Here is a 24458-nt window from a genome sequence, read left to right as displayed (position 1 = left end):
TGCTCTGCGGTCCCGGGCGCCTGCGCGCGTTCTTGTGATCTTTTTGAATGGACTACCGCAGAACGCGATCCGTGAAAAGCGGAACACCGGATTGTGAGGCATCCAAACCGCGATTTCCGGTGTTATGGGGCGGGAACGACAATCGCGCGGCCAGAATCCTTCCCCAAGGCCGCGCCAAGGAGACAGAGATCATGGCCCCATTCCGCCCCCTGCTGACCGCGGCGACGCTGATCGCCATCGGCGCCGGCCCGCTGCTGGCCCAGACCGCCCCCGACGCCCCGCCGCCGCAGATCGGACAGCATGCCATGAAACACCCCGGCAAGCATCACGGCCCCATGGCCAAGCTGACCGTGACCGGCGAGGGCCAGTCCGCGGCCCAGCCCGACATGGCGACGATCTCGCTGGGGGTCAGCTCGCGCGCCGCCACCGCCGCCGAGGCCATGGCGCAGAACGCCGAGCAGCAAGGCAAGGTCATCGAGGCGCTGAAGGCCGAGGGGATCGAGGCCCGCGACATCCAGACCTCGGGGCTGAGCCTGTCGCCGGTCATCGACTATCAGGACGGCCAGCCGCCCAAGCTGACCGGCTACGCTGCGCAGAACATGGTGACGCTGCGTGTGCGCGACATCGCGGCGCTTGGCGGGGTGCTGGACAAGCTGGTCGCCTCGGGCGCCAATGAGATCAGCGGCATCAGCTTCTCGCGCGAGGACATGACCGAGGCGCTGGACCAGGCCCGCGCCGCCGCCATCGCCGATGCGCGCCACCGCGCCGAGGTCATGGCCGAGGCGGCCGGGATGAAGCTCGGGCCGCTGATCTCGCTCTCCGAGGCGCAGGCCGGCGGCGGGCCGCGCCCAATGATGATGGCGGCTGCGGCCAAGCAGGCCGACACGCCGATCGAGGCGGGCGAGCTGGCGGTGACGGCCCATGTGACCGCGGTCTTCGCCATGCATGAGGGCGGCGCGGCGCCGGACACGGCCCCTGCCCCCGATGCCCCTGCCCCCGACGCGCCGGCTCCCGACGCGCCCGAAGGCGAGGCGCCGGCAAACTGAGCGCCGCAAATGCAGCAGAAAGGGCGGCGGGCCATTCCGCCGCCCGTTTCGTTCAGGCCGTCGCCGCCGCCAGCGCCTGGTCGAGATCGGCGATAATGTCCTGCGCGTCTTCGATGCCGATCGACAGCCGCACCACGTCCGGCCCGGCCCCGGCCGCGATCTTCTGCGCGTCGCTGAGCTGGCTGTGCGTGGTCGAGGCGGAATGGATCACCAGCGAGCGGGCATCGCCCAGGTTCGCGACATGGCTGAAGAGCTTCAGGCTGTCGACCAGCTTTACCGCCGCGTCATAGCCGCCCTTGATCGAGAAGGTGAAAAGCGCCCCCGCCCCCTTGGGATAGACCCGCCGCGCGGTGGCGTTCCAGGGCGAGGACGCGAGGCCGGCATAGGTGACCGAGGTGACGCGCGGGTCCTTCTCCAGCCATTCCGCGACCTTTTGCGCGTTCTCGACATGGCGCTGCATGCGCAGGCCCAGGGTCTCGACCCCCATCAGCGTGTAATGCGCGGCCTGCGGGTTCATGGTCATGCCCAGGTCGCGCAGCCCGATGGCAATGCCGTGGAAGGTGAAGGCGAGGCTGCCGAAGGTCTCGTGGAACTTCAGCCCGTGATAGGCCGGCTCGGGCTGCGACAGGCTGGGGAACTTGTCCGAGGCCGACCAGTCGAACTTGCCGCTGTCCACAATCACGCCGCCGGTCACCGTGCCATTGCCGGTGATGTATTTCGTCAGGCTGTGCACGACCAGCGTGGCGCCCAGCTCCAGCGGCTTGCAAAGCCAGGGCGTCGCCAGCGTGTTGTCGACGATCAGCGGGACGCCAAGCTCGTCCGCCACCCTGGCCACCGCCGGAATGTCGGTGACATAGCCGCCGGGGTTGGAGATCGATTCGCAGAAGATGGCGCGGGTATCCTCGTCCGCCGCCGCCCGCAACGCCTCGAGATCGTCCAGGTCGACGAACTTGCACGACCAGCCGAAGCGCTTGATGGTCTGGCTGAACTGGGTGATGGTGCCGCCATAGAGCCGGGTCGAGGCGATGATGTTCCGGCCCGGCCCCATCAGCGGGAACAGCGCCATGATCTGCGCCGCATGGCCCGAGGAACAGCAGACCGCGCCCGCGCCGCCCTCCAGCGCCGCGATGCGGGTCTGCAGCGCGGCCACGGTCGGGTTGGTCAGGCGGGAATAGATATAGCCGACCTCCTGCAGGCCGAAGAGCCGCGCGGCATGGCCGGCGTCCTGGAACACATAGGCGGTGGTCTGATAGATCGGCACCTGGCGCGAGCCGGTCGCCGGGTCGGGCGCGCTGCCGGCATGGACGGCGCTGGTGTCGAAGCCCCAATCGGGGGACATGCTGTCGGACATGGAAACTCTCCCTAGCTGCGGGCCAGAGACTAGGCGGGTTTCGCAGCGGAAATCCATCGAAATCCGGGGGATGGCGCCGGGAAAGACGCGGCATGGCGCCGCGCAGCCGTCCAGGAGAACGCGCTTTCTCCGCCGGGGCGGGAATGAGCATGGCATCGCTTCAGGGAAGGGATGTTGGTGCGGTCGAGAAGACTCGAACTTCCACTCCGGTTAAGGAACAGCGACCTCAACGCTGCGCGTCTACCAATTCCGCCACGACCGCACTGCCGCAGGCCCGCGCGTTCTAGACGGTTGCGCGGCGGATGAAAAGAGAGATTTTCACCCGCCGCACGCGATTTTCACTCCGCCGCCACGGCGCCTTGCGGGGTATAGTTCAGGATCGGCGCCAGCCAGCGCTCGGCCTCGCGCAGCGACATGCCCTTGCGATGGGCATAGTCCAGAACCTGGTCGTGCTCGACCTTGGCGACGCCGAAATAATAGGCCTCGGGATGGCCGATATAGAGGCCCGAGACCGACGAGCCGGGCCACATCGCCATGGACTCGGTCAGTTCGACCCCGGTCGCCGCCGTCGCATCCAGCAGCCGGAACAGCGTGGTCTTTTCGGTGTGGTCGGGCTGGGCGGGATAGCCGGGCGCCGGGCGGATGCCCTTGTAGGGTTCGGCCGCCAGTTCCTCGGGGCTGAAGTCTTCCTCGGCATAGCCCCAGTATTGCTTGCGCACCCGCTCGTGCATCATCTCGGCCAGCGCCTCGGCGAAGCGGTCGGCCAGCGCCTGCACCAGGATCGCCGAGAAATCGTCATGCGCCGCCTTGAACCGCTCGGCGATCTGCTGCTCTTCGCCGCCCGCCGTCACCACGAAGCCGCCGACATAGTCGCGATGGCCCTCGGGCGCGACGAAATCGGCCAGGGCCACGTTCGGGCGGCCGTCGCGCTTGCTGACCTGCTGGCGCAGGGTATGCAGCGTCGCCAGCTCATGCGCGCGGTCGTCGGCGGTGAACAGGCGGATGTCGTCGCCCATGCGATTCGCCGGCCAGAAGCCGATGACGGCGCGCGGCTTGAACCAGGATTCGTCGATGATGCGCGTCAGCATCGCCTGCGCATCGGCGAAGAGTTGGCGCGCCACCTCGCCCTGCTTTTCGTCCTGAAGGATACGCGGATAGACCCCCTTCAGCTCCCAGGTCTGGAAGAACGGCGTCCAGTCGATATAGCGCGCGATCTCGGCCAGGTCGAAATCGTCGATGACGCGCGCACCCAGGAATTCGGGCGCCTTGGCCTGATAGCCGGTCCAGTCGATGCGCACGGCATTGTCGCGGGCCGAGGCCAGCGGCAGCCGCTTCTTCTCCGCCTCGGCGCGGGCATGGCGGTTTGCCACGTCCAGGTATTCGGCGCGAACCGTGTCGACATAGGCCGATTTCTGGCCCGAGAGCAGGCTGCCCACCACGCCCACGGCGCGGCTGGCGTCGGTGACATAGACCGCCTGCCCCTTGGCATAGCGCGGGTGGATCTTCACGGCGGTATGCACGCGGCTTGTCGTCGCGCCACCGATCAGCAGCGGAATGTCGAAACCCTCGCGCTCCATTTCCGCGGCGACATGCGCCATCTCGTCCAGCGAGGGGGTGATCAGGCCGGACAGGCCGATGATATCCACCTTTTCGGCCTTGGCGGTTTCCAGGATCTTGGTCGCCGGGACCATCACGCCCAGGTCGATGATCTCGTAATTGTTGCAGGCCAGCACGACGCCGACGATGTTCTTGCCGATGTCATGCACGTCGCCCTTGACCGTCGCCATCAGGATCTTGCCAGCGCTGGAGGCGCCGCCACCACCGCCGGCCGCGGCCTTCTCGGCCTCCATATAAGGCAGCAGATGCGCCACCGCCTGCTTCATCACCCGCGCCGATTTCACCACCTGCGGCAGGAACATCTTGCCCGAGCCGAAAAGGTCGCCGACCACGTTCATCCCGGCCATCAAGGGGCCCTCGATCACATGCAGCGGCCGCGCGGCGGCAAGGCGGGCCTCCTCGGTGTCCTCGTCGATATATTCGGTGATGCCGTTGACGAGGGCATGTTCCAGCCGCTTGTCCACCGGCCAGGTCCGCCAGGTCAGGTCCTTTTCGCGGGCCTTCGCGCCGCCCTCGCCGCGGAAACGCTCGGCAATCTCCAGCATGTTCTCAGTCGCCGTGCCGCCGGCCTTGGGCTTGCGGTTCAGCACCACGTCCTCGCAGGCCTCGCGCAGGCTGGGCTCGATCTGGTCATAGACCGCCAGCTGGCCGGCGTTGACGATGCCCATGTCCATGCCGGCCTGGATCGCGTGATACAGGAACACCGCATGCATCGCCTCGCGCACCGGCTCGTTGCCGCGGAAGCTGAAGCTCAGGTTCGACACCCCGCCCGAGACATGCACATGCGGCAGCTGCTGCATGATCCGCCGCGTCGCGCCGATGAAGTCCAACCCGTAGTTGTCGTGCTCCTCGATCCCGGTGGCGATGGCGAAGATGTTCGGGTCGAAGATGATGTCCTCGGCCGGGAAGCCGACGCGGTTGACCAGGATGTCATAGGCCCGCGCGCAGATCTCGACCTTGCGGTTCTCGGTGTCGGCCTGGCCCTTCTCGTCGAAGGCCATGACCACCACGGCGGCACCGTAGCGGCGGCACAGGTCCGCGTGATACAGGAACGCCGCCTCGCCCTCCTTCAGCGAGATCGAGTTCACGATGGCCTTGCCCTGCACGCATTTCAGCCCGGCCTCGATCACCTCCCATTTCGAGCTGTCGATCATCACCGGCACGCGGGCGATGTCGGGCTCGGCCGCGATCAGGTTCAGATAGTCGATCATCGCCTGCTTCGAATCGATCAAGCCTTCGTCCATGTTGACGTCGATGATCTGGGCACCGTTCTCGACCTGGTCCCGCGCCACGTCCAGCGCGGCGGCGTAATCGCCATTGGTGATCAGCTTGCGGAACTTGGCCGAGCCGGTGACGTTCGTGCGCTCGCCCACGTTGACGAAGGGAATGTCGTCGGTCTTGAAGAAGGGCTCCAGCCCCGACAGGCGCAGCCGCGGCTCGATCTCGGGGATCGCGCGCGGCGGCAGGCCCTCGACGGCGCGGGCAATGGCGGCGATATGCGCAGGCGTCGAGCCGCAGCAGCCGCCGACCACGTTCACCAGACCCTCGCGGGCGAATTCGGCGACCTGCGCGGCCATCTCCTCGGGCGATTCGTCGTATTGGCCCATCTCGTTCGGCAGGCCGGCGTTGGGATAGGCGCAGATCAGCGTATCCGCGACCGAGGAAAGCTCGGCCAGGTGCGGGCGCATGGCGGCGGCCCCCAGCGCGCAGTTCAGCCCGATGGTGGCCGGCCGGGCGTGGCTGACCGAATACCAGAAGGCGGTCGGCGTCTGCCCCGACAGCGTGCGCCCCGACAGGTCGGTGATGGTGCCCGAGATCATCACCGGCAGCCGCAGCCCCACGTCGGAAAAGACCTCTTCGCAGGCAAAGATCGCCGCCTTGGCGTTCAGCGTGTCGAAGATGGTCTCGATCAGGATCAGGTCGGCACCACCATCGATCAACCCGCGGATCTGCTGGGCATAGGCCACGCGCAGATCGTCAAAAGTCACGGCACGATAGCCGGGGTTGTTCACGTCCGGGCTGATCGAGGCCGTCCGATTGGTCGGCCCCACCGCGCCCGCGACCCAGCGCAGCCGCCCGTCCTCGGCGGTGGCGCGGTCCAGCGCCCGGCGCGCGATGCGGGCGCCGTGGAAGTTCAGGTCATAGACCGCCGCCTCCATGCCGTAATCCGCCTGGGCGATGGTGGTCGAGGAAAAGGTGTTGGTCTCGACGATATCCGCGCCCGCCTTGGCATAGCGGTAATGGATCTCCTCGATCGCTGCGGGCTGGGTCAGGATCAGCAGGTCGTTGTTGCCCTGCTGCGGATGCTCGCCCGGCGCCGGCGGATGGCAGCCGCAGTTGCAGCCGCCGCCATGGCCGCGGAAATCGTCCTCCTTCAGGCCCAGCTGCTGGATCTGCGTGCCCATGGCGCCGTCGAGGATCAGGATACGCTGGCGCGCGGCCTCGCGCAGGGCTTCGAAGACGGGGGACTTGGGCAGGGTCATGGCGGCATCCGGACTTGGGTTGGGTGGCAACCTATACAGGCACACAGGCATTTAGTGAAATTCAACATCCGCACAATGATCTTGAAGCAGGCTCATGTTTCTTTGCTCGGCAAATACCCCGGGGGCGTGGGGGCAGCGCCCCCACCGCCGACGGCGCCCCCTTGCGACAGCCCGTCCGCAGGAATATCTGCCGGCCATGACCGAATGGATCACCGCCCCCGGACTGACCGACTATCCGCAAGCCGTGGCTTTCATGGAGGCGCGCGCCGCCGCGATCCACGACGGCCGCGCCGACGAGCTGATCTGGCTGGTCGAGCACCCGCCGCTCTATACCGCCGGCACCTCGGCCAGGGCCGAAGACCTGCTCAGCGCCCGCTTCCCGGTGCACGAGACCGGCCGCGGCGGGCAATATACCTATCACGGGCCCGGCCAGCGCGTAGTCTATGTCATGCTGGACCTGAATCGACGCGGCCGCGACGTGCGCGCCTTCGTCAAGGCGCTCGAATCCTGGGTCATCGATGCCCTGACCGAGTTCAACCTGAAGGGCGAGATCCGCGACGGCCGCGTCGGCGTCTGGATCGCCCGCCCCGACAAGGCGCCGCTGCCCGACGGCAGCATGCGCGAGGACAAGATCGCCGCCATCGGCGTCAAGCTGCGCCGCTGGGTCAGCTTCCACGGCATCTCGATCAATGTCGAGCCCGACCTCGGCCATTACGCCGGCATCGTGCCCTGCGGCATCCAGGGCCATGGCGTGACCAGCCTGGTCGATCTCGGCCTGCCGGTCGGGATGGGCGACCTCGACCTGGCGCTGCGGGCCGGATTCGCACGGCATTTCCCGCCGCTGGCCGGCTGATTTTCACCCGCACGGAAAAGCAGTCTCAAAACTTTCTGCGACTTTTTGACGGTGTTGCACCCCAGCCCGGCATGTTACCCCTGTACTTCGGAGGAGGACGAGGGTCCTCTCGTCGACTCAAGGAAAAGAACCCAGAGGATTCGCGATGAAGACCAGCATCTACGCCACTCTCGCCGCCACGTTTCTCGCCCTGCCCGCCATGGCCCAGGACGCCGGAGACCCGGCCAAGGGCGAGAAGGAATTCAAGAAGTGCAAGGCCTGCCACATGATCCAGTCGCCGGACGGCTCGGATGTGGTCAAGGGCGGCAAGACCGGGCCGAACCTCTACGGCGTGGTCGGGCGCAAGGCCGGCACCGAGGAAGGCTTCAAATATTCCGACGCGCTGATCAAGCTAGGCGAGGCCGGCGAGGTCTGGACCACCGAGGATCTGGAGCATTACATCACCGACCCGAACAAATACGTCGAGGAGAAGGTCGGCGACAAGTCGCTGAAGACCAAGATGACCTTCAAGATGACCAAGAACCAGGCCGACGTGGTGGCCTTCCTGGCGCAGCACTCGCCCGAGGCGGGCGCCGCCCCCGCGGCCGGCGACGCGCCCGCGGCCGATGCTCCCGCCGAGGCCCCTGCAGAGACTCCCGCCGCGCCGGCGTCGAACTGAGCCGATCCTGTCGCCAAGCGGCAACATTCGCGCCCCCGGCACGCCGAAAGCGTCCGGGGGCGTGTCATTTGAGACCTGTGGCGGATTGCCTCAGCCCATCATCCTGTTCTAGAACCGATAGCGAGTCCGCTGGCCCCCGAGGCCGGCCAGCCGCATCTGAGGGAGTCCACGCATGGCAGACGCAGCCGTTCACGGCCACGGTGGCCATCATGACACCCGCGGGTTCTTCACCCGCTGGTTCATGTCAACCAACCACAAGGATATCGGTATCCTTTACCTGTTCACGGCCGGCGTCGTCGGCCTGATCTCGGTCTGCTTCACCGTCTACATGCGCATGGAGCTGCAGCATCCCGGCGTGCAGCTCATGTGCCTGGAAGGCGCGCGGCTGATCGCCGACGCCTCGGCGGAATGCACCCCGAACGGGCATCTCTGGAACGTCATGATCACCTATCACGGCGTGCTCATGATGTTCTTCGTCGTCATCCCGGCGCTGTTCGGCGGTTTCGGCAACTATTTCATGCCGCTGCACATCGGCGCCCCGGACATGGCCTTCCCGCGGCTGAACAACCTCAGCTACTGGATGTATGTCTGCGGCGTGGCGCTGGGCATCGCCTCGCTGCTGGCACCCGGCGGCTCGGACCAGCCCGGCTCGGGCGTGGGCTGGGTGCTGTATCCGCCGCTCTCGACCACCGAAGGCGGCTATTCGATGGACCTGGCGATCTTTGCCGTCCACGTCTCGGGCGCCTCGTCGATCCTGGGTGCGATCAACATCATCACCACTTTCCTGAACATGCGCGCCCCCGGCATGACGCTGTTCAAGGTGCCGCTGTTCGCCTGGTCGGTCTTCATCACCGCCTGGCTGATCCTGCTGTCGCTGCCGGTGCTGGCGGGCGCGATCACCATGCTGCTGATGGACCGCAACTTCGGCACGCATTTCTTCGACCCGGCAGGCGGCGGCGATCCGGTGCTCTATCAGCACATCCTGTGGTTCTTCGGCCACCCCGAGGTCTATATCATCATCCTGCCCGGCTTCGGCATCATCAGCCACGTGATCTCGACCTTCGCGAGGAAGCCCATCTTCGGCTACCTGCCGATGGTGCTGGCCATGGCCGCGATCGGCATCCTGGGCTTCGTGGTCTGGGCGCATCACATGTATACGGCCGGCATGTCGCTGACCCAGCAGGCCTATTTCATGCTGGCGACCATGACCATCGCCGTGCCGACCGGCATCAAGGTGTTCTCGTGGATCGCGACCATGTGGGGCGGCTCGATCGAGTTCAAGACGCCGATGCTCTGGGCCTTCGGCTTCCTGTTCCTGTTCACTGTCGGCGGCGTGACCGGCGTGGTGCTGTCGCAGGCGCCGCTGGACCGGGTCTATCACGACACCTATTACGTCGTGGCGCATTTCCACTACGTGATGAGCCTGGGCGCGGTCTTCGGCATCTTCGCCGGGGTCTATTACTGGATCGGCAAGATGTCGGGCCGGCAATACCCGGAATGGGCCGGCAAGCTGCATTTCTGGATGATGTTCCTCGGCTCGAACCTGATCTTCTTCCCGCAGCACTTCCTGGGCCGCCAGGGCATGCCGCGGCGCTACATCGACTACCCGGTCGAGTTCGCCTATTGGAACAACATCTCGTCGATCGGCGCCTATATCAGCTTCGCCTCCTTCCTGCTGTTCATCGGCATCGTGTTCTACACGCTCTTCGCCGGGCGCCGGGTGAACGTGCCGAACTACTGGAACGAGCACGCCGACACGCTGGAATGGACCCTGCCCTCGCCCCCGCCCGAGCACACGTTCGAGCAGCTGCCCAAGCGCGAGGACTGGGATCGCAGCCACGCGCATTGAGCGATGCCCTGGCAATGGCATGACGCGGCCCCGGAGCAATCCGGGGCCGTTTTCCGTCTGGAGATCCGCCCGCATCGCGCCCTGCCCCGGCGTGGCTTTGCCTGGGTGATCGGGCTGACGGCGGGCTTCCTGGCGCTGCCGCTGATCGCGGTGCTGGGCACGGCGGTGCTGTGGGGCCTGCTGCCCTTTGCCGCGCTGGCGGTCTGGGGGCTGTGGGCGGCGATCCGGCACAGCTATCGGGTGCCGCAAGAGGTGATGCACCTGTCGCACGACCGGCTCGAACTGGTGCGCAGCGACCCGGGCCGCGCCGACCGCATCTGGCGGACCAACCCCTATTGGGTCCGGGCGGTGCTGCGCGCGAATGGCCCGGTCGAGGATTACCTGGTGCTGACCGACGGCCGGCGCGAGGTCGAGCTGGGCGCCTTCCTGGCCCCCGAGGAGCGGGTGGCGCTGCGGGATGAGCTGACCCGGCGGCTGGGGGCGTTGCGCGGCTGAGGCGGACGCGCAACGGGGCGTGCGCATGACGTGCAACGGTTTCGGCAACCTTCTGATATCAAAGAAAGACTGCCTGTGACCGGCGGACACCGGCCGTACACCATGCGTGCACCGGCGGTGCATCTTGAAGCCGCAAGGATGGCGCCGGCAAACCTGTCCAAATCGTCAGCTTCTGCGGCCTTCCGGGACGGGGTAAGGCACGAGGATCACGTATTGTTTACCATTGGTTGATCATGCCCGACACTGGTCTTTCTGAGCAAGCCCTATGGCTTGCATTAGATATCGCCGTAGCACAAAGGTGGCTCCGGAAATCTGAACAGCCGGGATAAGTGGATTTTCCGCGTATGAGCCGGGCCAGAAATTGATCCAGTGGATCAATTTCCCGGCGATTGGGCAGCATGATGTTGCGAGCGAGGAGAAGACCATGGGAAGACGACCGCGCCGGAACCACACCCGGCCTTCAAGGCGAAGGTGGCGGCAGCCGCGATCAAGGGCGAGAAGACGCTGATCGAGCTGGCGCAGGATTTCGACGTGCATCCGAACCAGATCAAGCAGTGGCGTGACCAGCTGCTCGAGGGCGCGACCGGGGTGTTCGGCGAAGCCGCGAAAGCTGAGCCAGAACCGATCGTCGATGTGAAGACCCTGCATGCAAAGATCGGAGAGCTGACGCTGGAGAACGATTTTTTGTCCGGCGCGCTCGGCAAGGCGGGTCTGTTGCCGAGCGCAAAAAGATGATCGATCCCTCGGCCAAGCTGAGCGTCAGCCGACAGGCCATCGTGCTGGGGATCAGCCGGGGCAGCGTCTACTACAAGCCCCGCCCGGTGTCGGACGCGGACCTGAAGCTGATGCACCGCATCGACAAGCTGCACATGGAATTCCCCTTCGCGGGCAGCCGGATGCTGCAGGGCCTGCTGATCCAGGAAGGGTTCAAGGTCGGGCGGCTGCACGTTGCCACGCTGATGAAGCGCATGGGCATCGAGGCGCTCTACCCGACCTAACACCTCGAAGCCAGCGCCGGGGGCACAAGATCTACCCCTATCTGCTCAGGAAGCTGCCGATCACCCGCCCCAATCAGGTCTGGGCGATGGACATCACCTACATTCCCATGGCCCGCGGGTTCATCTATCTGGCTGCCGTGCTCGACTGGTTCACCGAAGCCGTGTCCTGGCATGCCGGGTGTCGATCACGCTGGAGGCCGAGTTCTGCAAGGAAGCCGTCGCGGAGGTACTGGCACGTCACGGCACGCCCGAGCTATTCAACACGGCTCAGGGAAGCCAGTTTACGTCCATCGACTTCATCAAGGTTCTGGCCGCCCGAGAGATCAAGTCCACATGGATGGCAAAGGCGCCTGGCGCGACAACGTCTTCGTCGAGCGTCGGTGGCGGACGGTCAAATACGAGGAGGTCTACCTGCGGGCCTATGCCAGCGTGTCTGAGCCCCGCGCCGGGATCGGCCGCTATCTCGGCTTTTACAACAGCCGCCGTCCGCATTCATCGCTTGACGGGAAAACGCCCGATCAGGCCTACTTCACCCCGCCAATGCCCGAAGCGGCAGCGGCATAACCGAGGCAGAAAACCACTTGGAAATCGCCCAGAACCTGTTCAGATCAATCGAACCACCTCTATCAGCCTAAAGACACGCCTTCCAGGAGTATAACCCTTGATTATCCGCAATGATACGGTATGGCGCGCCGGCGAGGTCATCGAACTGAACGAGACTGTTCAGATCGCCGCTGGAGCCACCCTCACGATTGAAGAAGGAGCGGTTGTCCGGGGAGGCAGCATTCAGGTCTTCGGAACGCTGTCGGTCGAAGGGACGCAGCAAAATCAGGTGACGTTCGACAACGTCAGGCTTACCTTCGGGAGCGAGCACAGAATCCCGGCAAGATTGGAAATGGCATTTACGAACTGGGCCGGCGGTGAGTTTCTACCTGCCACGGGCAATGGCAGTTACGGTTCTTTTTCCGTATCAGACAGCACGTTCAACGGCACGCAGGGCTTCTACATCTGGTATCCTACATCCGAAAGCAACTTCACCCGAAATCTGTTTGTCGGTTCATCGCCTCTAAGCATCGGAACAGGCCATGACAGCTCGCTGACCGTAGAAGCGAACAGCTTCGTCAATATTGCCGGACCCATGGAGGTCCGGGCGGCCTACGGCGAACCCGTGATCATTCGATACAACACCTTTTCGGTCCCCAACGGTGCTATTGCGGTAGAGATATCGGCCCCTGCAATCGCCGACGAGAACTATTGGGGCACTGTGCACCGGCCGACAATCAACAGCCTGATTCTGGACGCGAATGACGATCTGAATCGAGGCCACGTTCTTTCTATCGCCAATCCCTTGGCCACGCCCTACCCAGGTGCACCCTCCGTCAGCCTCTATGTAAGGGGGATTGTCGGAAACGATGTCGTCGCGGGCATGAGCATGGGCGATCAGCTTTGGGGATTTTCCGGCAATGATGCGTTGAATGGATTGGGCGGCGCTGACACGTTGAACGGCGGCAGAGGTGCCGACACCATGACCGGTGGGATGGGTAATGACACCTATATCGTCGACGATGCCGGTGACATCGTGAATGAGGTGCAGAACGCCGGAAGCGATACTGTCCACGCAACCATCTCTTATGTCTTGGGCGGCAACCTAGAAAATCTGATCCTTACCGGTGCCGCAGCGAGCAATGGTTCGGGCAATACCTTGGCCAACCATATCCAGGGTAATGCGGCAGACAATCTCCTGAACGGCAATGCCGGCAATGACACGCTGATTGGCGGTGCCGGGAATGATCGGTTGCTGGGTGGCATAGGAGTCGATTCCATGGCGGGTGGGATTGGAAACGACTTTTACCAAGTTATCGAGGCCTCGGATCTGGTGGTGGAGGTCGGTAATCAAGGCAATGACACGGTGCAATCGGCGGCTTCCTATGCGCTGACTGCAGATGTCGAGAACCTTGTTCTGGCCGGGACTGCCAATATCAACGGCACCGGCAATGCGCTGGCGAACCGGATCAGCGGCAATGCCGGCAACAATACGCTGCTTGGCGGTCTGGGCAATGATACGCTGCTGGGCGGCGCCGGCAACGACACGCGGAACGGCGGGACCGGCGACGACCGGCTGGACGGCGGCGCGGGGGTGGACCTGGTCGCCTATGGCGCGGCCACGGGCGGCGTGCGGGTGAACCTGGCGACGGCCGGCGCGCAGGCGATCGGCGGCGGCCAGGGCAGCGACACGCTGAGTTGGATCGAGAACGTCAACGGCTCGGACTTCGCCGACGTGCTGACCGGCAATGTCGCCGCGAACCTGCTGTCCGGGGTCGCGGGCAATGACACGCTGGTCGGCGGGGCTGGCACCGACACGCTGAGCGGCGGGCTCGGCACCGATACGGCGGGCTATGGCGCGGCCGGCGGCGGCGTGCGGGTGGACCTGGCGACGGCCGGCGCGCAGGCGATCGGCGGCGGCCAGGGCAGCGACCTGCTGCTGGGCATCGAGAACCTGGACGGCTCGGGCTTTGCCGACCGGCTCTGGGGCAATCTCGCGGCGAACCGGCTGAACGGCAGCGCCGGCAACGACCAGCTGGATGGCCGGGGCGGCAACGACAGCCTGCTGGGCGGCGCCGGGGCCGACAGCCTGCTGGGCGGCGCCGGCAATGACGTGCTGACCGGCGGCGCCGGCGCGGACCGGCTGAACGGCGGGCTGGGCGCCGACCAGTTCGTGTTCCTGACCTTGGGCGAGTCGAGCGTGGCAGCGGCGGGGCGCGACCTGATCCAGGACTTCAGCCGCGCCCAGGGCGACCGCATCGACCTGTGCGGCATCGACGCGCATGCCGGGCTTGCCGGCGACCAGGCCTTCCGGCTGATCGGCGAGCGCGCCTTTACCGGGGCGGCGGGCGAGCTGCGCTATGAGCGGGCCGGCAATGTGACCACGATCCTGGCCGATAGCAATGGCGACGGCCGGGCGGATTTCTCGGTGGCGCTGAACGGCAGCCACAGCCTGGCCGGGGCGGATTTCCTGCTGTAACCGGCTGGTCCGGCGATAAAAAGGCCCGGCAGCGCGCCGGGCCTTTCCTGCATCGCGGCTGGGGAGGAGGGTCAGCCGTCGACGCGGATCACCTTGTTTTCCGGGTCATAGGGGCTGTCCTCGGTCACCACCGCATCCCAGAGCTGGCGCTGCATGCGGACCTTCAGCCGCGTGCCCGGCTTCGCCAGGTCGGGGCGGACATAGCCCATGCCGATGGACTTGCCGAAGGCCGCCGACCAGCCGCCCGAGGTCAGCCGCCCGATCTTGGTCGCGCCGTCCTCGGTGAACAGCGCCTCGCGGCCCCAGGGGTCGGCATCGGCCGGGCCGTCGATCAAGAGCGTGCAGCAGAGCGAACGCACGCCCTTGTCGAGCATGGCCTGCTTGCCGTTGAATTCCTTGCCCAAGTCGACAAAGCGGTCCAGCGCGGCTTCCAGCGGCGTGGCGTCGCGGCCCAGTTCGGTGCCGAAGGCGCGATAGGATTTCTCCTGCCGCAGCCAGTTCTGGGCGCGGGCACCGACCAGCTTCATGCCGTGCTTTGCGCCCGCCGCGACCAGCTGGTCCCAGAGGTAGCGGCCGAATTCGATCGGGTGATGCAGCTCCCAGCCCAGCTCGCCGGTATAGGCGACGCGGATGGCGCGCACCGGGCACATGCCAAGCTCGATATTGCGCATCGTCAGCCACGGGAAACGCTTGTTGCCGAGCACGGTTTCCGGGTTCGCGTCGCGCACCAGCTCGTTCAGGATGGCGCGCGACTTCGGCCCGGCGATGGCGAAGACGCCCCATTGCGTGGTCACGTCCTGGATGATGACCTGGCCGAATTCGCCCTCCATCTCTTCGGCGGTCTTGCGCAGGAAGTCGGCGTCGTAATCGGTCCAGGCACCGGCCGAGATCAGGTAATAGTCGTCCTCGGCCAGGCGCACGATGGTGTATTCGGTGCGGGTGGTGCCGGTTTCGGTCAGGGCATAGGTCAGGTTGATGCGGCCGACCTTGGGCAGCTTGTTGGTGGTGAACCAGTCCAGGAAAGCCGTGGCGCCGGGGCCATAAACCCGGTGCTTGGTGAAGGCCGAGGCGTCGATCAGGCCGGCAGTGTTGCGCACGGCCTCGGCCTCGGCCTTGGCATATTGCCACCAGCCGCCGCGGCGGAAGCTGCGCGCGGCGTGGTCATCGAAGCCGATGGGGGCATAGTAGTTCGGGCGCTCCCAACCGTTCACCTGGCCCATCTGGGCGCCGGCCGCGACCTGGCGGTCATAGGCCGGGGCGGTGCGCAGCGGCCGGGCGGATTCGCGTTCCTCGTCCGGGTGGTGCAGGATGAAGACGTGCTCGTAGCATTCCTCGTTCTTCTGCACGGCGTATTCGGTGGTCATCCACTGGCCATAGCGGCGCGGGTCGAGGCTCGCCATGTCGATCTCGGCCTCGCCCTGGGTCATCATCTGCGCCAGGTAGTAGCCGACGCCGCCGGCAGCGGTGATGCCGAAGGAAAAGCCCTCGGCCAGCCACATGTTGCGCAGGCCGGGGGCCGGGCCGACCAGCGGGTTGCCGTCGGGGGTGTAGCAGATCGGGCCGTTGAAGTCGTCCTTGAGCCCCACGGTTTCCGAGCTGGGCAGCCGGTGGATCATCGACATGTATTCTTCCTCGATCCGTTCCAGGTCCAGCGGGAACAGGTCGGCGCGGAAGGTTTCCGGCACGTCGTATTTGAAGCGGGCGGGCGCGCCGGCCTCATAGGGGCCGAGGATCCAGCCGCCGCGCTCCTCGCGCACATACCATTTCGCGTCGGCGTCGCGCAGCACCGGGTGTTCGGGGTTGCCGGCCTCGCGCCAGGCCAGCAGCGCCGGGTCGGGCTCGGTGACGATGAACTGGTGCTCGACCGGGATCGCCGGGATCTTGATGCCCAGAAGGCGCGCGGTGCGCTGCGCGTGGTTGCCGGTCGCGGTCACCACATGTTCGGCGCGGATCTCGAACTCCTCGCCCGAGCCGACCAGGTTCCCGCCCTTTTCGATCATCTTCTCGCAGGTGACGACCCATTCGTCGCCGGTCCAGCGATAGCCGTTGACCTGGATCTTGCGCTCGATGCTGGCGCCGGCCATGCGCGCGGCGCGGGCCATGGCCTGGGTCACGTCGGCCGGGTTGATATAGCCGTCGGTCGGGTGGAACAGCGCGCCCTTGAGCCCCTCGATATTCACCAGCGGCCAGCGATCCTTGATCTGCGCCGGGGTCATGAATTCATGCTCGACACCCACGGTCTCGGCGATCGAGGAATACAGCTCGTATTCGTCCATCCGGTCCTGGGTCTGCGCCATGCGCAGGTTGCCGCAGCGGGTGAAGCCGGCGTTCAGCCCGGTCTCGGCCTCGAGCCCGGCATAGAGCTTGACCGAATAGTCGTGGATGTGGCTGGTCGCGTAGCCCATGTTGAACAGCGGCAGAAGGCCGGCCGCGTGCCAGGTCGAGCCGGCCGTCAGCTCGTCGCGCTCGACCAGCAGCGTGTCCCAGCCGGCGCGCGCCAGATGCAGGGCGATGCCGCAACCGACGGCGCCGCCGCCGACCACCAGGGCCTTCACATGGGTTTTCATGGCGAGCGACTCCTTTTTCGCGCGTGAGCTTTGCTGAGAAACATCTCTGCCACAGCCGGCGCGGAATCATGTCCACAGCGCGACATGTTCCCGGCAAAAAGCGACATGGCCGGCATGGCCCGGACCAGGGCAAAACGCCCCGGAAACCGGGGCGCAGCAGTCACAGCATCGAGGGCACCACCTGGTCCGGCGGCCGGTGGCCATCGGCGAAAGTCTTGATGTTGATAAGGACTTTCTCGCCCATCTCGATCCGGCCCTCGACGGTGGCCGAGCCCATATGCGGCAGCAGCACGACATTGGGCAGTTCGCGCAGCCGCGGGTTGATCTCGTGACCGTGCTCGAAAACGTCAAGGCCGGCGCCGGCGATCTCTCCGGTGCGCAGCATCCGGGTCAGGGCGTTCTCGTCGATGACCTCGCCGCGCGAGGTGTTGATGACCACGGCCGAGGGTTTCATCAGCTTCAGCCGCCGCGCGTTCAGCAGGTGAAAGGTCGAGGGCGTGTGCGGGGCGTTCACGCTGATGATGTCCATGCGCGCCAGCATCTGGTCCAGGCTCTCCCAATATGTCGCCTGCAACTCGGCCTCGGTTTCCGGGCGCAGGCGGCGGCGGTTGTGGTAATGCACCTGCATGCCGAAGACATTGGCGCGCCGCGCCACGGCCTGGCCGATGCGGCCCATGCCCAGGATGCCCAGCCGGCGCCCGCCCAGCCGCCCGCCCAGATGCGAGGTCGGCGACCAGCCCTGCCAGCGCCCGGCCTGCATCTCGGCCATGCCCTCGGGCAGGCGGCGGGTCACGGCCAGGATCAGCGCCAGCGCCATGTCGGCGGTGTCCTCGGTCACCACGCCCGGGGTATTGCTGACCAGGATGCCGCGCTGGCGGGCGGAATGCACGTCGATATGGTCGACGCCGGCGCCGTAATTCGCGATCAGCTTCAGCTTCTCGCCGGCCTGGGCCAGCATGTTGGCGTCGATCAGGTCGGTCACCGTCGGCACCAGCACGTCCGAGACGCGCATGGCGGCGACCAGTTCCTCGCGGCTGAACTTGTGGTCGTCGGCGTTCAGCGACACGTCGAAAAGCTCGGACATGCGGGTCTCGACCACCTCGGGCAGGCGCCGGGTCACGGTAACTTTAAGGCGCGAGCGGGTCGGATCGGTCGCTTGAACGGCGGGCATGGTCGCTCCTCTCTTCCAAAGCCGGGCGGCTTTTGGCAAAGTGCCCGCGATGCGGGGCGCGCACAAGACCCCGAAGAAGCAGGACGAGCAGATGAAGCAAGGACAGGCCTGGCTCTATGCCGCGGCGATGGGGCTGGGGCTTGCCGGCGGCGGCAGCGCCGCGCTGGCGCAGGCAAACGATCCCGGCGAGGCGCTGGACGCCAAGCCCGTGCCCGGCGTTTCCGCCGACGCGGCGATCAGCCGCAACCCGGACGGCCAGGCCGATCCGAACCGCGGCCCGGTCACCAACCTGCCGCTGCCGCGCTATGTCAGCCTGAAGGGCGGCGAGGGCAACGCCAGGCGCGGTCCCAGCCTGTCGCATCGCATCGACTGGGTGTTCCGCCACGCCGGCATGCCTTTGCGCGTGGTGGCCGAGTTCGGCCAGTGGCGCCGGGTCGAGGACCAGGAGGGCGCCGGCGGCTGGGTGCATTATTCGCTGCTGTCGGGCGTGCGCACCGCCATCGTCACCAAGGACATGCTGGACCTGCTGGCCCGGCCCGAGCCGCGCGCCGATGTCGTCGCCCGCGCCGAGGCCGGCGCCATCGTGCGGCTGCATGAATGCAATCCCGACTGGTGCCGCGTCTCGGGCGCCGGGGAAAAGGGCTGGGTGCCCAAGACCGCGATCTGGGGCGTCGACGCGGCCGAGATCCGCGACTAGGGCGGCGGCGCCTCGGCCCCCGTCTCGCCGCCGGCCTTGCAGACCACGACATGCCCCAGGGACACCCGCATCCAGGCGATGCGCGAGCAGCGGGCGCCGCCGGTGCCCAGCGTCGGGTGGGTCATGTCCTCGGCCCCGCATTCGTCGATCAGCTCCTTGACGAAGCCGACCATGCCGCGGTCGTGGCCGTGAAAGCGCCGCCGCACCAGGTTCCAGCGCAGCCAGCCGGTCAGCTTGCGCAGCGGATAAAGCGCGCGCACCACGCCGTTCTTGTGGGCGCGGTCCAGCATCCGCTCATGCCAGGACAGTTCCGGCTCGGGCGGACGGTAGTGCTTGCCGTCGGGATATTGCGGCCAATAGCCGGTGCCCCAATCCTCGATGAAATACAGCCCGCCCGGCTTCAGGTGGTGCTCGAGCAGGTGCCAGAACGAGATCCGCGCCAGCTGCCCGACATGGGCGGCGTCGTCGATGATGACGTCGAAGCCCTGCGGCGCACGTTCGGCGGCGATGCGATCCAGGAGCGCCCTGTCCTGCTGCTCGCCGACATAGCACCGCACCCGGTCGCCGAAGCGCGCGTCGCAGGGGTTGATGTCCAGCCCGGTGATGCGGGCGTTGGGCAGCCATTCCTGCCAGTATTTCAGGGAATCGCCGCGCGCCACGCCCAGCTCCAGCAGGTCCAGCGGCTCGTGCCGCCGCGGCCCCAGGAAGGTGGCGTAGTTCTGGAAGTAATGCGCAAGCCCCATCTTGTCGATCGGGATGTCGCTGATCGTCCTGACGGGATTGGCCGAAGTCATCGCTTCACTCTCCCCGAAACACCGGATGGGAAAAGCGTAAGGCCGGGGACGGGCCGGCGGCAAGCGCCTTGCCATGCGCAGGGCCGCTTTGGCGCCGCGATACCAGCGCGGCGTGTGGCGCGCGGGCCGGGCACGCCCTGCAATTGCAAAGGCCGCCCCGGGGGACGGCCTTGACGTGGTTGCGGGTCGGTCCGCGTCACATGGTCTGGCCAACCAGCGAGTCGGTGCTGGCGCTGGCCTTCATGCATTGGTGATAGGTCAGCGTGATCGAATCCTCGGTCATGCGCAGCGTGCCGTCGGGCCGGGTCTGCAGGTCCACGACGCGGTTGCCGGCGGCGGGCGAGCCTTCGCAGGCCAGCGTGACGCGGGTGCGGTTCACCTGCGGTTCCGAACTGGCGACGGTGCAGGTCGAGGCCGGGAACATGAACTTGTTGCCGTCGATGACCAGGCGCTTGTCGCTGGCCGGATCGCCGCAGTTCGATTCCAGCAGGTTGTAGGTGCCGTTCAGCGCGCTGGACTGCGCCAGCGGGCCGGGGGTCGGCTCGGGTGCGGCCGGGGCGACCTGGTCGCAGGCGGCGATGCCAAGCGTGGCCACGGCGGCAAGGGCAAGCAGGGGTTTCATCACAGTCATTTCAATCTCCCGTTGTGTCAGGAAACGTCGGTCAACAGGCCGCGTCCTTTCAACAAAGCGTGAACCCCCGGTTTTCGTTCCCTGAATTTCAACCAAAGTTCGTCGGCGGGCAAAGAATCGCCCTTGGAGAGGATCCATTCCTCCAGCCGGGCGGCGGTTTCCGGGTCGAAGGCGCTGCCCTTTTCCAGGAAGGCCTCGAAGGCGTCGGCATCCATGACCTCGGACCACATGTAGCTGTAATAGCCGGCGCTGTAGCCGTCGCCGGAGAAGACATGGGCGAAATGCGGCGTGGCGTGGCGCATCGGGATCGCCGCGGGGGCGCCCAGCTCTGCCAGCACCTCGGCCTGCCGCGCCATCGGGTCGGCGGGCGGCGTGCCGGTGTGGAAGGCCAGGTCGACCAGCGCGCTTTCCAGGTATTCGGTGGTGGCGAAGCCCTGGTCGGCATTGCGCGCCGCCAGGATGCGGTCGCGCAGCTCGGCCGGCATCGGCGCGCCGGTCTCGGCATGGCGGGCGTGGCGGTCCAGCACCTCGGGCTGTTCCAGCCAATGCTCGAACAGCTGGCTCGGCAGCTCGACGAAATCGCGCGCGACCGAGGTGCCCGAGATCGAGGGCCAGTCCACGTCCGACAGGATATGGTGCAGCGCATGGCCGAATTCGTGAAACAGCGTATGCGCGTCGTCCCAGGACAGGTAGGCCGGCGCGCCGGGCGCCTCGGGCGGGGTGAAGTTGCAGACATTGACCACGATGGGCCGCTGGCGCGCGCCGATCCGGTGCTGCTGCTGCAAGGAGGAACACCAGGCGCCCGAGCGCTTGCTGGGCCGGGCGAAATAGTCGCCCAGGAACACCGCCATCTGCCGGCCGTCGCGGGTGATCTCCCACGCCCGGACCTCGGGCGACCAGAGCGGCGCCTGGAATTCGCGGAACTCCAGCCGGAACAGCCGACTCGCGGTGTCGAAGACCGCGCCGATCATCGCCTCCAAGGTCAGGTAGGGCTTCACGGCCGCCTCGTCGAACTCGTGCTCGGCCTTGCGGCGGCGCTCGGCGTAGAAGCGCCAGTCCCAGGGCTCCAGCGCGCCGTTCACGCCGTCCGCGTGCAGCATCTGGGTGAAGCGCGCGGCATCGGCCTCGGCCCGGGCCTTGGCCGGGGTCCAGACCTGTTTCAGCAGCGCCTCGACATTGCCGGCATTGCCGGCCATCTCGGGCTCCAGCTTGTAGCTGGCGAAATCGGCATAGCCGAGCAGCGTGGCGCGTTCGTGGCGCAGCGCCAGGATCTCGGCGGCGATGGGGCGGTTGTCGGTCTTGGCGCCCCCTGCCCCCGAGCCGTCGCCGCGCGCGGTCCAGGCCCGCCAGGCGGTCTCGCGCAAGGCCCGGTCCTCGGCATATTCCAGGAAGGGCACGATCAGCGAGCGGTTCAGCGTCACGATCTGGCCCGGCAGCCCGCGTTCGCGCGCCGCCGCCCGCATGGCGCGCAAGAGCCAGTCCGGCAGGCCCGAAAGCCGGTCGTCCGGCACGGCCATGGTAAAGTCGCGCTCATCCGCCAGCACGTTCTGGGCGAAATCCGTGCTGAGCACCGCCAGCCTTTCGCGGACCTGCGCCATGCGTTCGCGCGCCGCGCCGGTCAGCCCGGCGCCCGAGCGGCGCAGCCCGCGCAGGGTCAGCTCGGTCAGGCGCTGGTCCTGCGGCGCCAGCTCGTCGCGGTCCTGATAGATCGCCTCGACCCGGTCGAACAGCCGCGGGTCCATGCTGGTCTTGGCGCCATGCGCGGCCAGGCGCGGCGCGAACTGGCGCTGCAAATCCTCGCGCGCGGGGTTCGAATCGACGCCGGCCAGGGTATAGAACACGGCGCAGAGCCGGTTCAGCGGCTCCTCGGCCGTTTCCAGCGCGGCGACGGTGTTCTGGAAGGTCGGCGGCTCGGGATTGGCGGCGATGGCCTCGACGGCGTCCTCGGCCAGTTTCAGGCAGGCGTCGAAGGCGGGGGCGAAATCCGCGTCGCGGATCAGGTCGAAGCGCGGCAGGCCCAGCGGCCCGGTCCATTCGGTCAACTCAGGGTTCATGCGGCATCCTTTCGGTTGCCCTGCATGTTTTCACCCCGGCGGCAAATGTCCAGAGCCGCAGACCGGGCAAGCGGCGCGTCGCGAAATTTTCATCAGCCGGTTTTCGGAATAGAGCCCGTCAAAGATCAGCATGCGCCCGCGCAGGGGCTCGCCCGCGCCGGCGATCAGCTTGATCGCCTCCAGCGCCATCATCGCGCCGATGACGCCGGGCAGCGGGCCGACCACGCCGGCCTCGGCGCAGGCCGGGGCAAGGCCCTGGGCCGGGGCTTCGGGGAAGATGCAGGCCATGCAGGGCGCGCCGCGGGCCGGATCCCAGACGGTCAGCTGCCCCTCCCATTGCGCGATGGAGCCGGCGACCAGCGGCACGCCGGCGCGGGCGCAAGCGAGGTTGACCGCCTGGCGCGAGGCAAAGCTGTCGCTGCCGTCGATCACCAGGTCGTGGCCGGCGATCAGCGCCGTGTCGGCTGCGGTCACGCGGCGGTTCAGCGGCGTGATCTCGACCAGCGGGTTCAGCGCCCGCATGGCGTCGCGCGCGGCATCCGCCTTGGGCCGGCCGTCGTCGCTGCTGCGAAAGATCACCTGGCGTTGCAGGTTCGACAGGCTCACCCGGTCGTCGTCCGCGACGGTAATCCGCCCCACCCCGGCGGCGGCGAGATAAAGGCAGACCGGCGCGCCCAACCCGCCGGCGCCGACGACCAGCACATTGGCGCGCCGCAAGGCCGCCTGCCCCGGGCCGCCGATCTCGCGCAGGACGATGTGGCGGGCATAGCGGTCCAGCTCGGGGTCCGAGACCGGCGCCTTGGGCGCGACGGCCGGCGCCGCGCGCCGCAGCGGCACCAGACCGGGCGCGTCATGGCCGGGCGCGATGTTGCGGCGATGCAGAAAGGCCAGACCCTGCCCGGCGCCCAGCGCGATCAGGCCGATGACCAGCATCCAGATCATGCCATCGGCCGACCAGTGCACGGCCCAGGCAAAGCGGCTGTCCGGCGCGTGATGCACGCCGGCCGCCACGGCGAGCCACAGGATCACCCCCAGCGCCAGCAGCTTCCAGCCGCGCAGGCCCAGCCAATGCGCCAAGCCCAGCACGGCGGCAAGACCCAAGAGCCACCAGCCCTTCGTCAGCCACAGGAACACGCCGGCGATGACGATGGGCATGGCGTCGCCTCAGCCGCGCCCGGTCGAGCCGAAGCCGCCCGCGCCGCGCGCGGTATCGTCCAGCGCCTCGGCCATGACCCAGGCCGCGCGCGTCACCGGGGCGACGACGGCCTGGGCGATGCGCTCGCCGTGGTGGATGGTATAGGCTTCGGCGCCGAGGTTGATCATGATCACCCCCAGCGGCCCGCGATAATCGCTGTCGATGGTGCCCGGGGTGTTCGGCAGCGTCACGCCATGCTTCAAGGCCAGGCTGGAGCGCGGGCGGATCTGCATCTCATAGCCCTCGGGGATCTGCACGCGCAGGCCCGTGGGCACCAGCCTGATCTGGCCCGGCGCCAGCACCAGGCTATCTCCGCCCAGATCGGCCCGCAGGTCGGCGCCGGCCGAGCCCGCGGTCTGGTATTCCGGCAGGGGCAGCGCGGCATCCGCGCCCGGTTCGCGCAGAACCAGAATCGTGACCGCGCCCGCCATCGTCACTTCGGCGCGATCATCATGACCATCTGACGCCCTTCCAGCTTGGGCATCGATTCGACCTTGCCGGCCTCGCCCACGTCGGCGGCGACGCGGTTCAGCAGTTCCAGGCCCAGCGACTGGTGCGCCATCTCGCGGCCGCGGAAGCGCAGGGTGACCTTGACCTTGTCGCCCTCGGTCAGGAACTTCATCACCGAGCGCATCTTGACGTCGTAATCATGGGTATCGGTCCCGGGACGGAACTTGATCTCCTTGATTTCGATGATCTTCTGCTTCTTGCGGGCCTCGGCCTCGCGCTTTTGCTGTTCATACTTGAACTTGCCGAGGTCCATGATCTTGCAGACCGGCGGCACGGCATTGGGCGAGATCTCGACCAGGTCCAGCCCGGCCTCCTGCGCAAGCTCCATCCCCTTGGCGGGGGTCACGACGCCGACGTTTTCGCCATCCGCGCCGATCAGGCGGATCTCGGCGACTCGGATGCGCTCGTTGACGCGGGGGCCGGTGTCACGGGTGGGCGGAGCGTTATGCGGTCTGCGGGCTATGGCT

17 protein-coding genes, 1 tRNA gene and 1 pseudogene are annotated in these 24458 nt (G+C 67.0%); 8 read left to right on the top strand and 11 right to left on the bottom strand.

What is annotated here, in order from left to right:
• Window positions 1-191: 191 nt before the first annotated feature.
• Complete coding sequence (locus ASV56_RS19760) at window positions 192-1046, top strand: SIMPL domain-containing protein (RefSeq protein WP_062563684.1); 855 nt, start codon at window positions 192-194, stop codon at window positions 1044-1046.
• A gap of 52 nt (window positions 1047-1098) precedes the next feature.
• On the opposite strand, the gene ASV56_RS19755 is transcribed toward ASV56_RS19760, so the two are convergent.
• From ASV56_RS19755 to metH, 3 genes are all read right to left on the bottom strand, one after another.
• The gene (locus ASV56_RS19755; protein ID WP_062563683.1) at window positions 1099-2397 is read right to left on the bottom strand and encodes an O-acetylhomoserine aminocarboxypropyltransferase/cysteine synthase family protein; all 1299 of its coding nucleotides are present in this window, start codon (window positions 2395-2397) and stop codon (window positions 1099-1101) included.
• A gap of 175 nt (window positions 2398-2572) precedes the next feature.
• A tRNA-Leu gene (locus ASV56_RS19750) sits at window positions 2573-2659 on the bottom strand.
• A 76-nt stretch (window positions 2660-2735) separates the two neighbouring features.
• Window positions 2736-6497: a methionine synthase gene (gene metH, locus ASV56_RS19745; RefSeq protein ID WP_062563682.1), complete on the bottom strand. Its 3762-nt coding sequence runs from the start codon at window positions 6495-6497 to the stop codon at window positions 2736-2738.
• Window positions 6498-6693: 196 nt separating this feature from the next.
• On the opposite strand from metH, the gene lipB reads away from it, so the two are divergent.
• From lipB to ASV56_RS19710, 6 genes and pseudogenes are all read left to right on the top strand, one after another.
• Window positions 6694-7350 (top strand): lipoyl(octanoyl) transferase LipB, encoded by a 657-nt coding sequence (gene lipB / locus ASV56_RS19740; RefSeq protein WP_062563681.1) that lies wholly within the window; start codon window positions 6694-6696, stop codon window positions 7348-7350.
• Between the two features lie 145 nt (window positions 7351-7495).
• Entirely contained in the window at window positions 7496-8008 is a 513-nt protein-coding gene (locus tag ASV56_RS19735) for a c-type cytochrome (protein WP_062563680.1), read from the top strand.
• Between the two features lie 172 nt (window positions 8009-8180).
• Complete coding sequence (gene ctaD, locus ASV56_RS19730) at window positions 8181-9857, top strand: cytochrome c oxidase subunit I (protein ID WP_062563679.1); 1677 nt, start codon at window positions 8181-8183, stop codon at window positions 9855-9857.
• A 3-nt stretch (window positions 9858-9860) separates the two neighbouring features.
• Window positions 9861-10352, top strand: a complete 492-nt coding sequence (locus ASV56_RS19725) for a DUF2244 domain-containing protein (protein WP_062563678.1) — start codon at window positions 9861-9863, stop codon at window positions 10350-10352.
• Window positions 10353-10776: 424 nt separating this feature from the next.
• Window positions 10777-11914, top strand: a pseudogene (locus ASV56_RS19715) (IS3 family transposase).
• A gap of 97 nt (window positions 11915-12011) precedes the next feature.
• Entirely contained in the window at window positions 12012-14372 is a 2361-nt protein-coding gene (locus ASV56_RS19710) for a calcium-binding protein (RefSeq protein ID WP_156429255.1), read from the top strand.
• 71 nt (window positions 14373-14443) lie between these two features.
• Here the strand turns inward: ASV56_RS19710 and ASV56_RS19705 are convergent, their stop codons facing one another.
• Together ASV56_RS19705 and ASV56_RS19700 are read right to left on the bottom strand one after the other, a co-directional pair.
• Window positions 14444-16939: a GcvT family protein gene (locus ASV56_RS19705; RefSeq protein WP_062563676.1), complete on the bottom strand. Its 2496-nt coding sequence runs from the start codon at window positions 16937-16939 to the stop codon at window positions 14444-14446.
• 160 nt (window positions 16940-17099) lie between these two features.
• Window positions 17100-18110, bottom strand: coding sequence for a 2-hydroxyacid dehydrogenase (locus ASV56_RS19700; RefSeq protein ID WP_062563675.1), 1011 nt, complete (start codon window positions 18108-18110; stop codon window positions 17100-17102).
• 91 nt (window positions 18111-18201) lie between these two features.
• Here ASV56_RS19700 and ASV56_RS19695 point away from each other — a divergent pair, with 91 nt between their 5' ends.
• On the top strand, window positions 18202-18807 hold the full coding sequence (locus tag ASV56_RS19695; RefSeq protein WP_082724952.1) for an SH3 domain-containing protein: 606 nt from the start codon (window positions 18202-18204) through the stop codon (window positions 18805-18807).
• Here ASV56_RS19695 and ASV56_RS19690 read toward each other — a convergent pair.
• The 6 genes from ASV56_RS19690 to infC form a co-directional block, all read right to left on the bottom strand.
• Window positions 18804-19601, bottom strand: a complete 798-nt coding sequence (locus tag ASV56_RS19690) for a class I SAM-dependent methyltransferase (protein ID WP_062563673.1) — start codon at window positions 19599-19601, stop codon at window positions 18804-18806. The genes ASV56_RS19695 and ASV56_RS19690 overlap by 4 nt on opposite strands.
• Before the next feature lie 196 nt (window positions 19602-19797).
• Window positions 19798-20223, bottom strand: a complete 426-nt coding sequence (locus tag ASV56_RS19685; RefSeq protein ID WP_062563672.1) for a hypothetical protein — start codon at window positions 20221-20223, stop codon at window positions 19798-19800.
• A gap of 26 nt (window positions 20224-20249) precedes the next feature.
• On the bottom strand, window positions 20250-22286 hold the full coding sequence (locus tag ASV56_RS19680) for a M3 family metallopeptidase (RefSeq protein WP_062563671.1): 2037 nt from the start codon (window positions 22284-22286) through the stop codon (window positions 20250-20252).
• A gap of 30 nt (window positions 22287-22316) precedes the next feature.
• Window positions 22317-23441, bottom strand: a complete 1125-nt coding sequence (locus ASV56_RS19675; RefSeq protein WP_062563670.1) for a HesA/MoeB/ThiF family protein — start codon at window positions 23439-23441, stop codon at window positions 22317-22319.
• Between the two features lie 9 nt (window positions 23442-23450).
• Window positions 23451-23912: a dUTP diphosphatase gene (gene dut / locus ASV56_RS19670; protein WP_062563669.1), complete on the bottom strand. Its 462-nt coding sequence runs from the start codon at window positions 23910-23912 to the stop codon at window positions 23451-23453.
• Between the two features lie 2 nt (window positions 23913-23914).
• A complete protein-coding gene (gene infC / locus ASV56_RS19665; RefSeq protein ID WP_253880187.1) occupies window positions 23915-24367 on the bottom strand; it encodes a translation initiation factor IF-3 in 453 nt (150 codons plus the stop codon).
• Between the last annotated feature and the right edge of the window lie 91 nt (window positions 24368-24458).

Source organism: Paracoccus aminovorans (assembly GCF_001546115.1).
Lineage (GTDB): Bacteria > Pseudomonadota > Alphaproteobacteria > Rhodobacterales > Rhodobacteraceae > Paracoccus > Paracoccus aminovorans_B.
The sequence above is the reverse complement of the archived record's forward strand: the minus strand, read 5'-3'. Positions and strand labels throughout refer to the sequence as shown.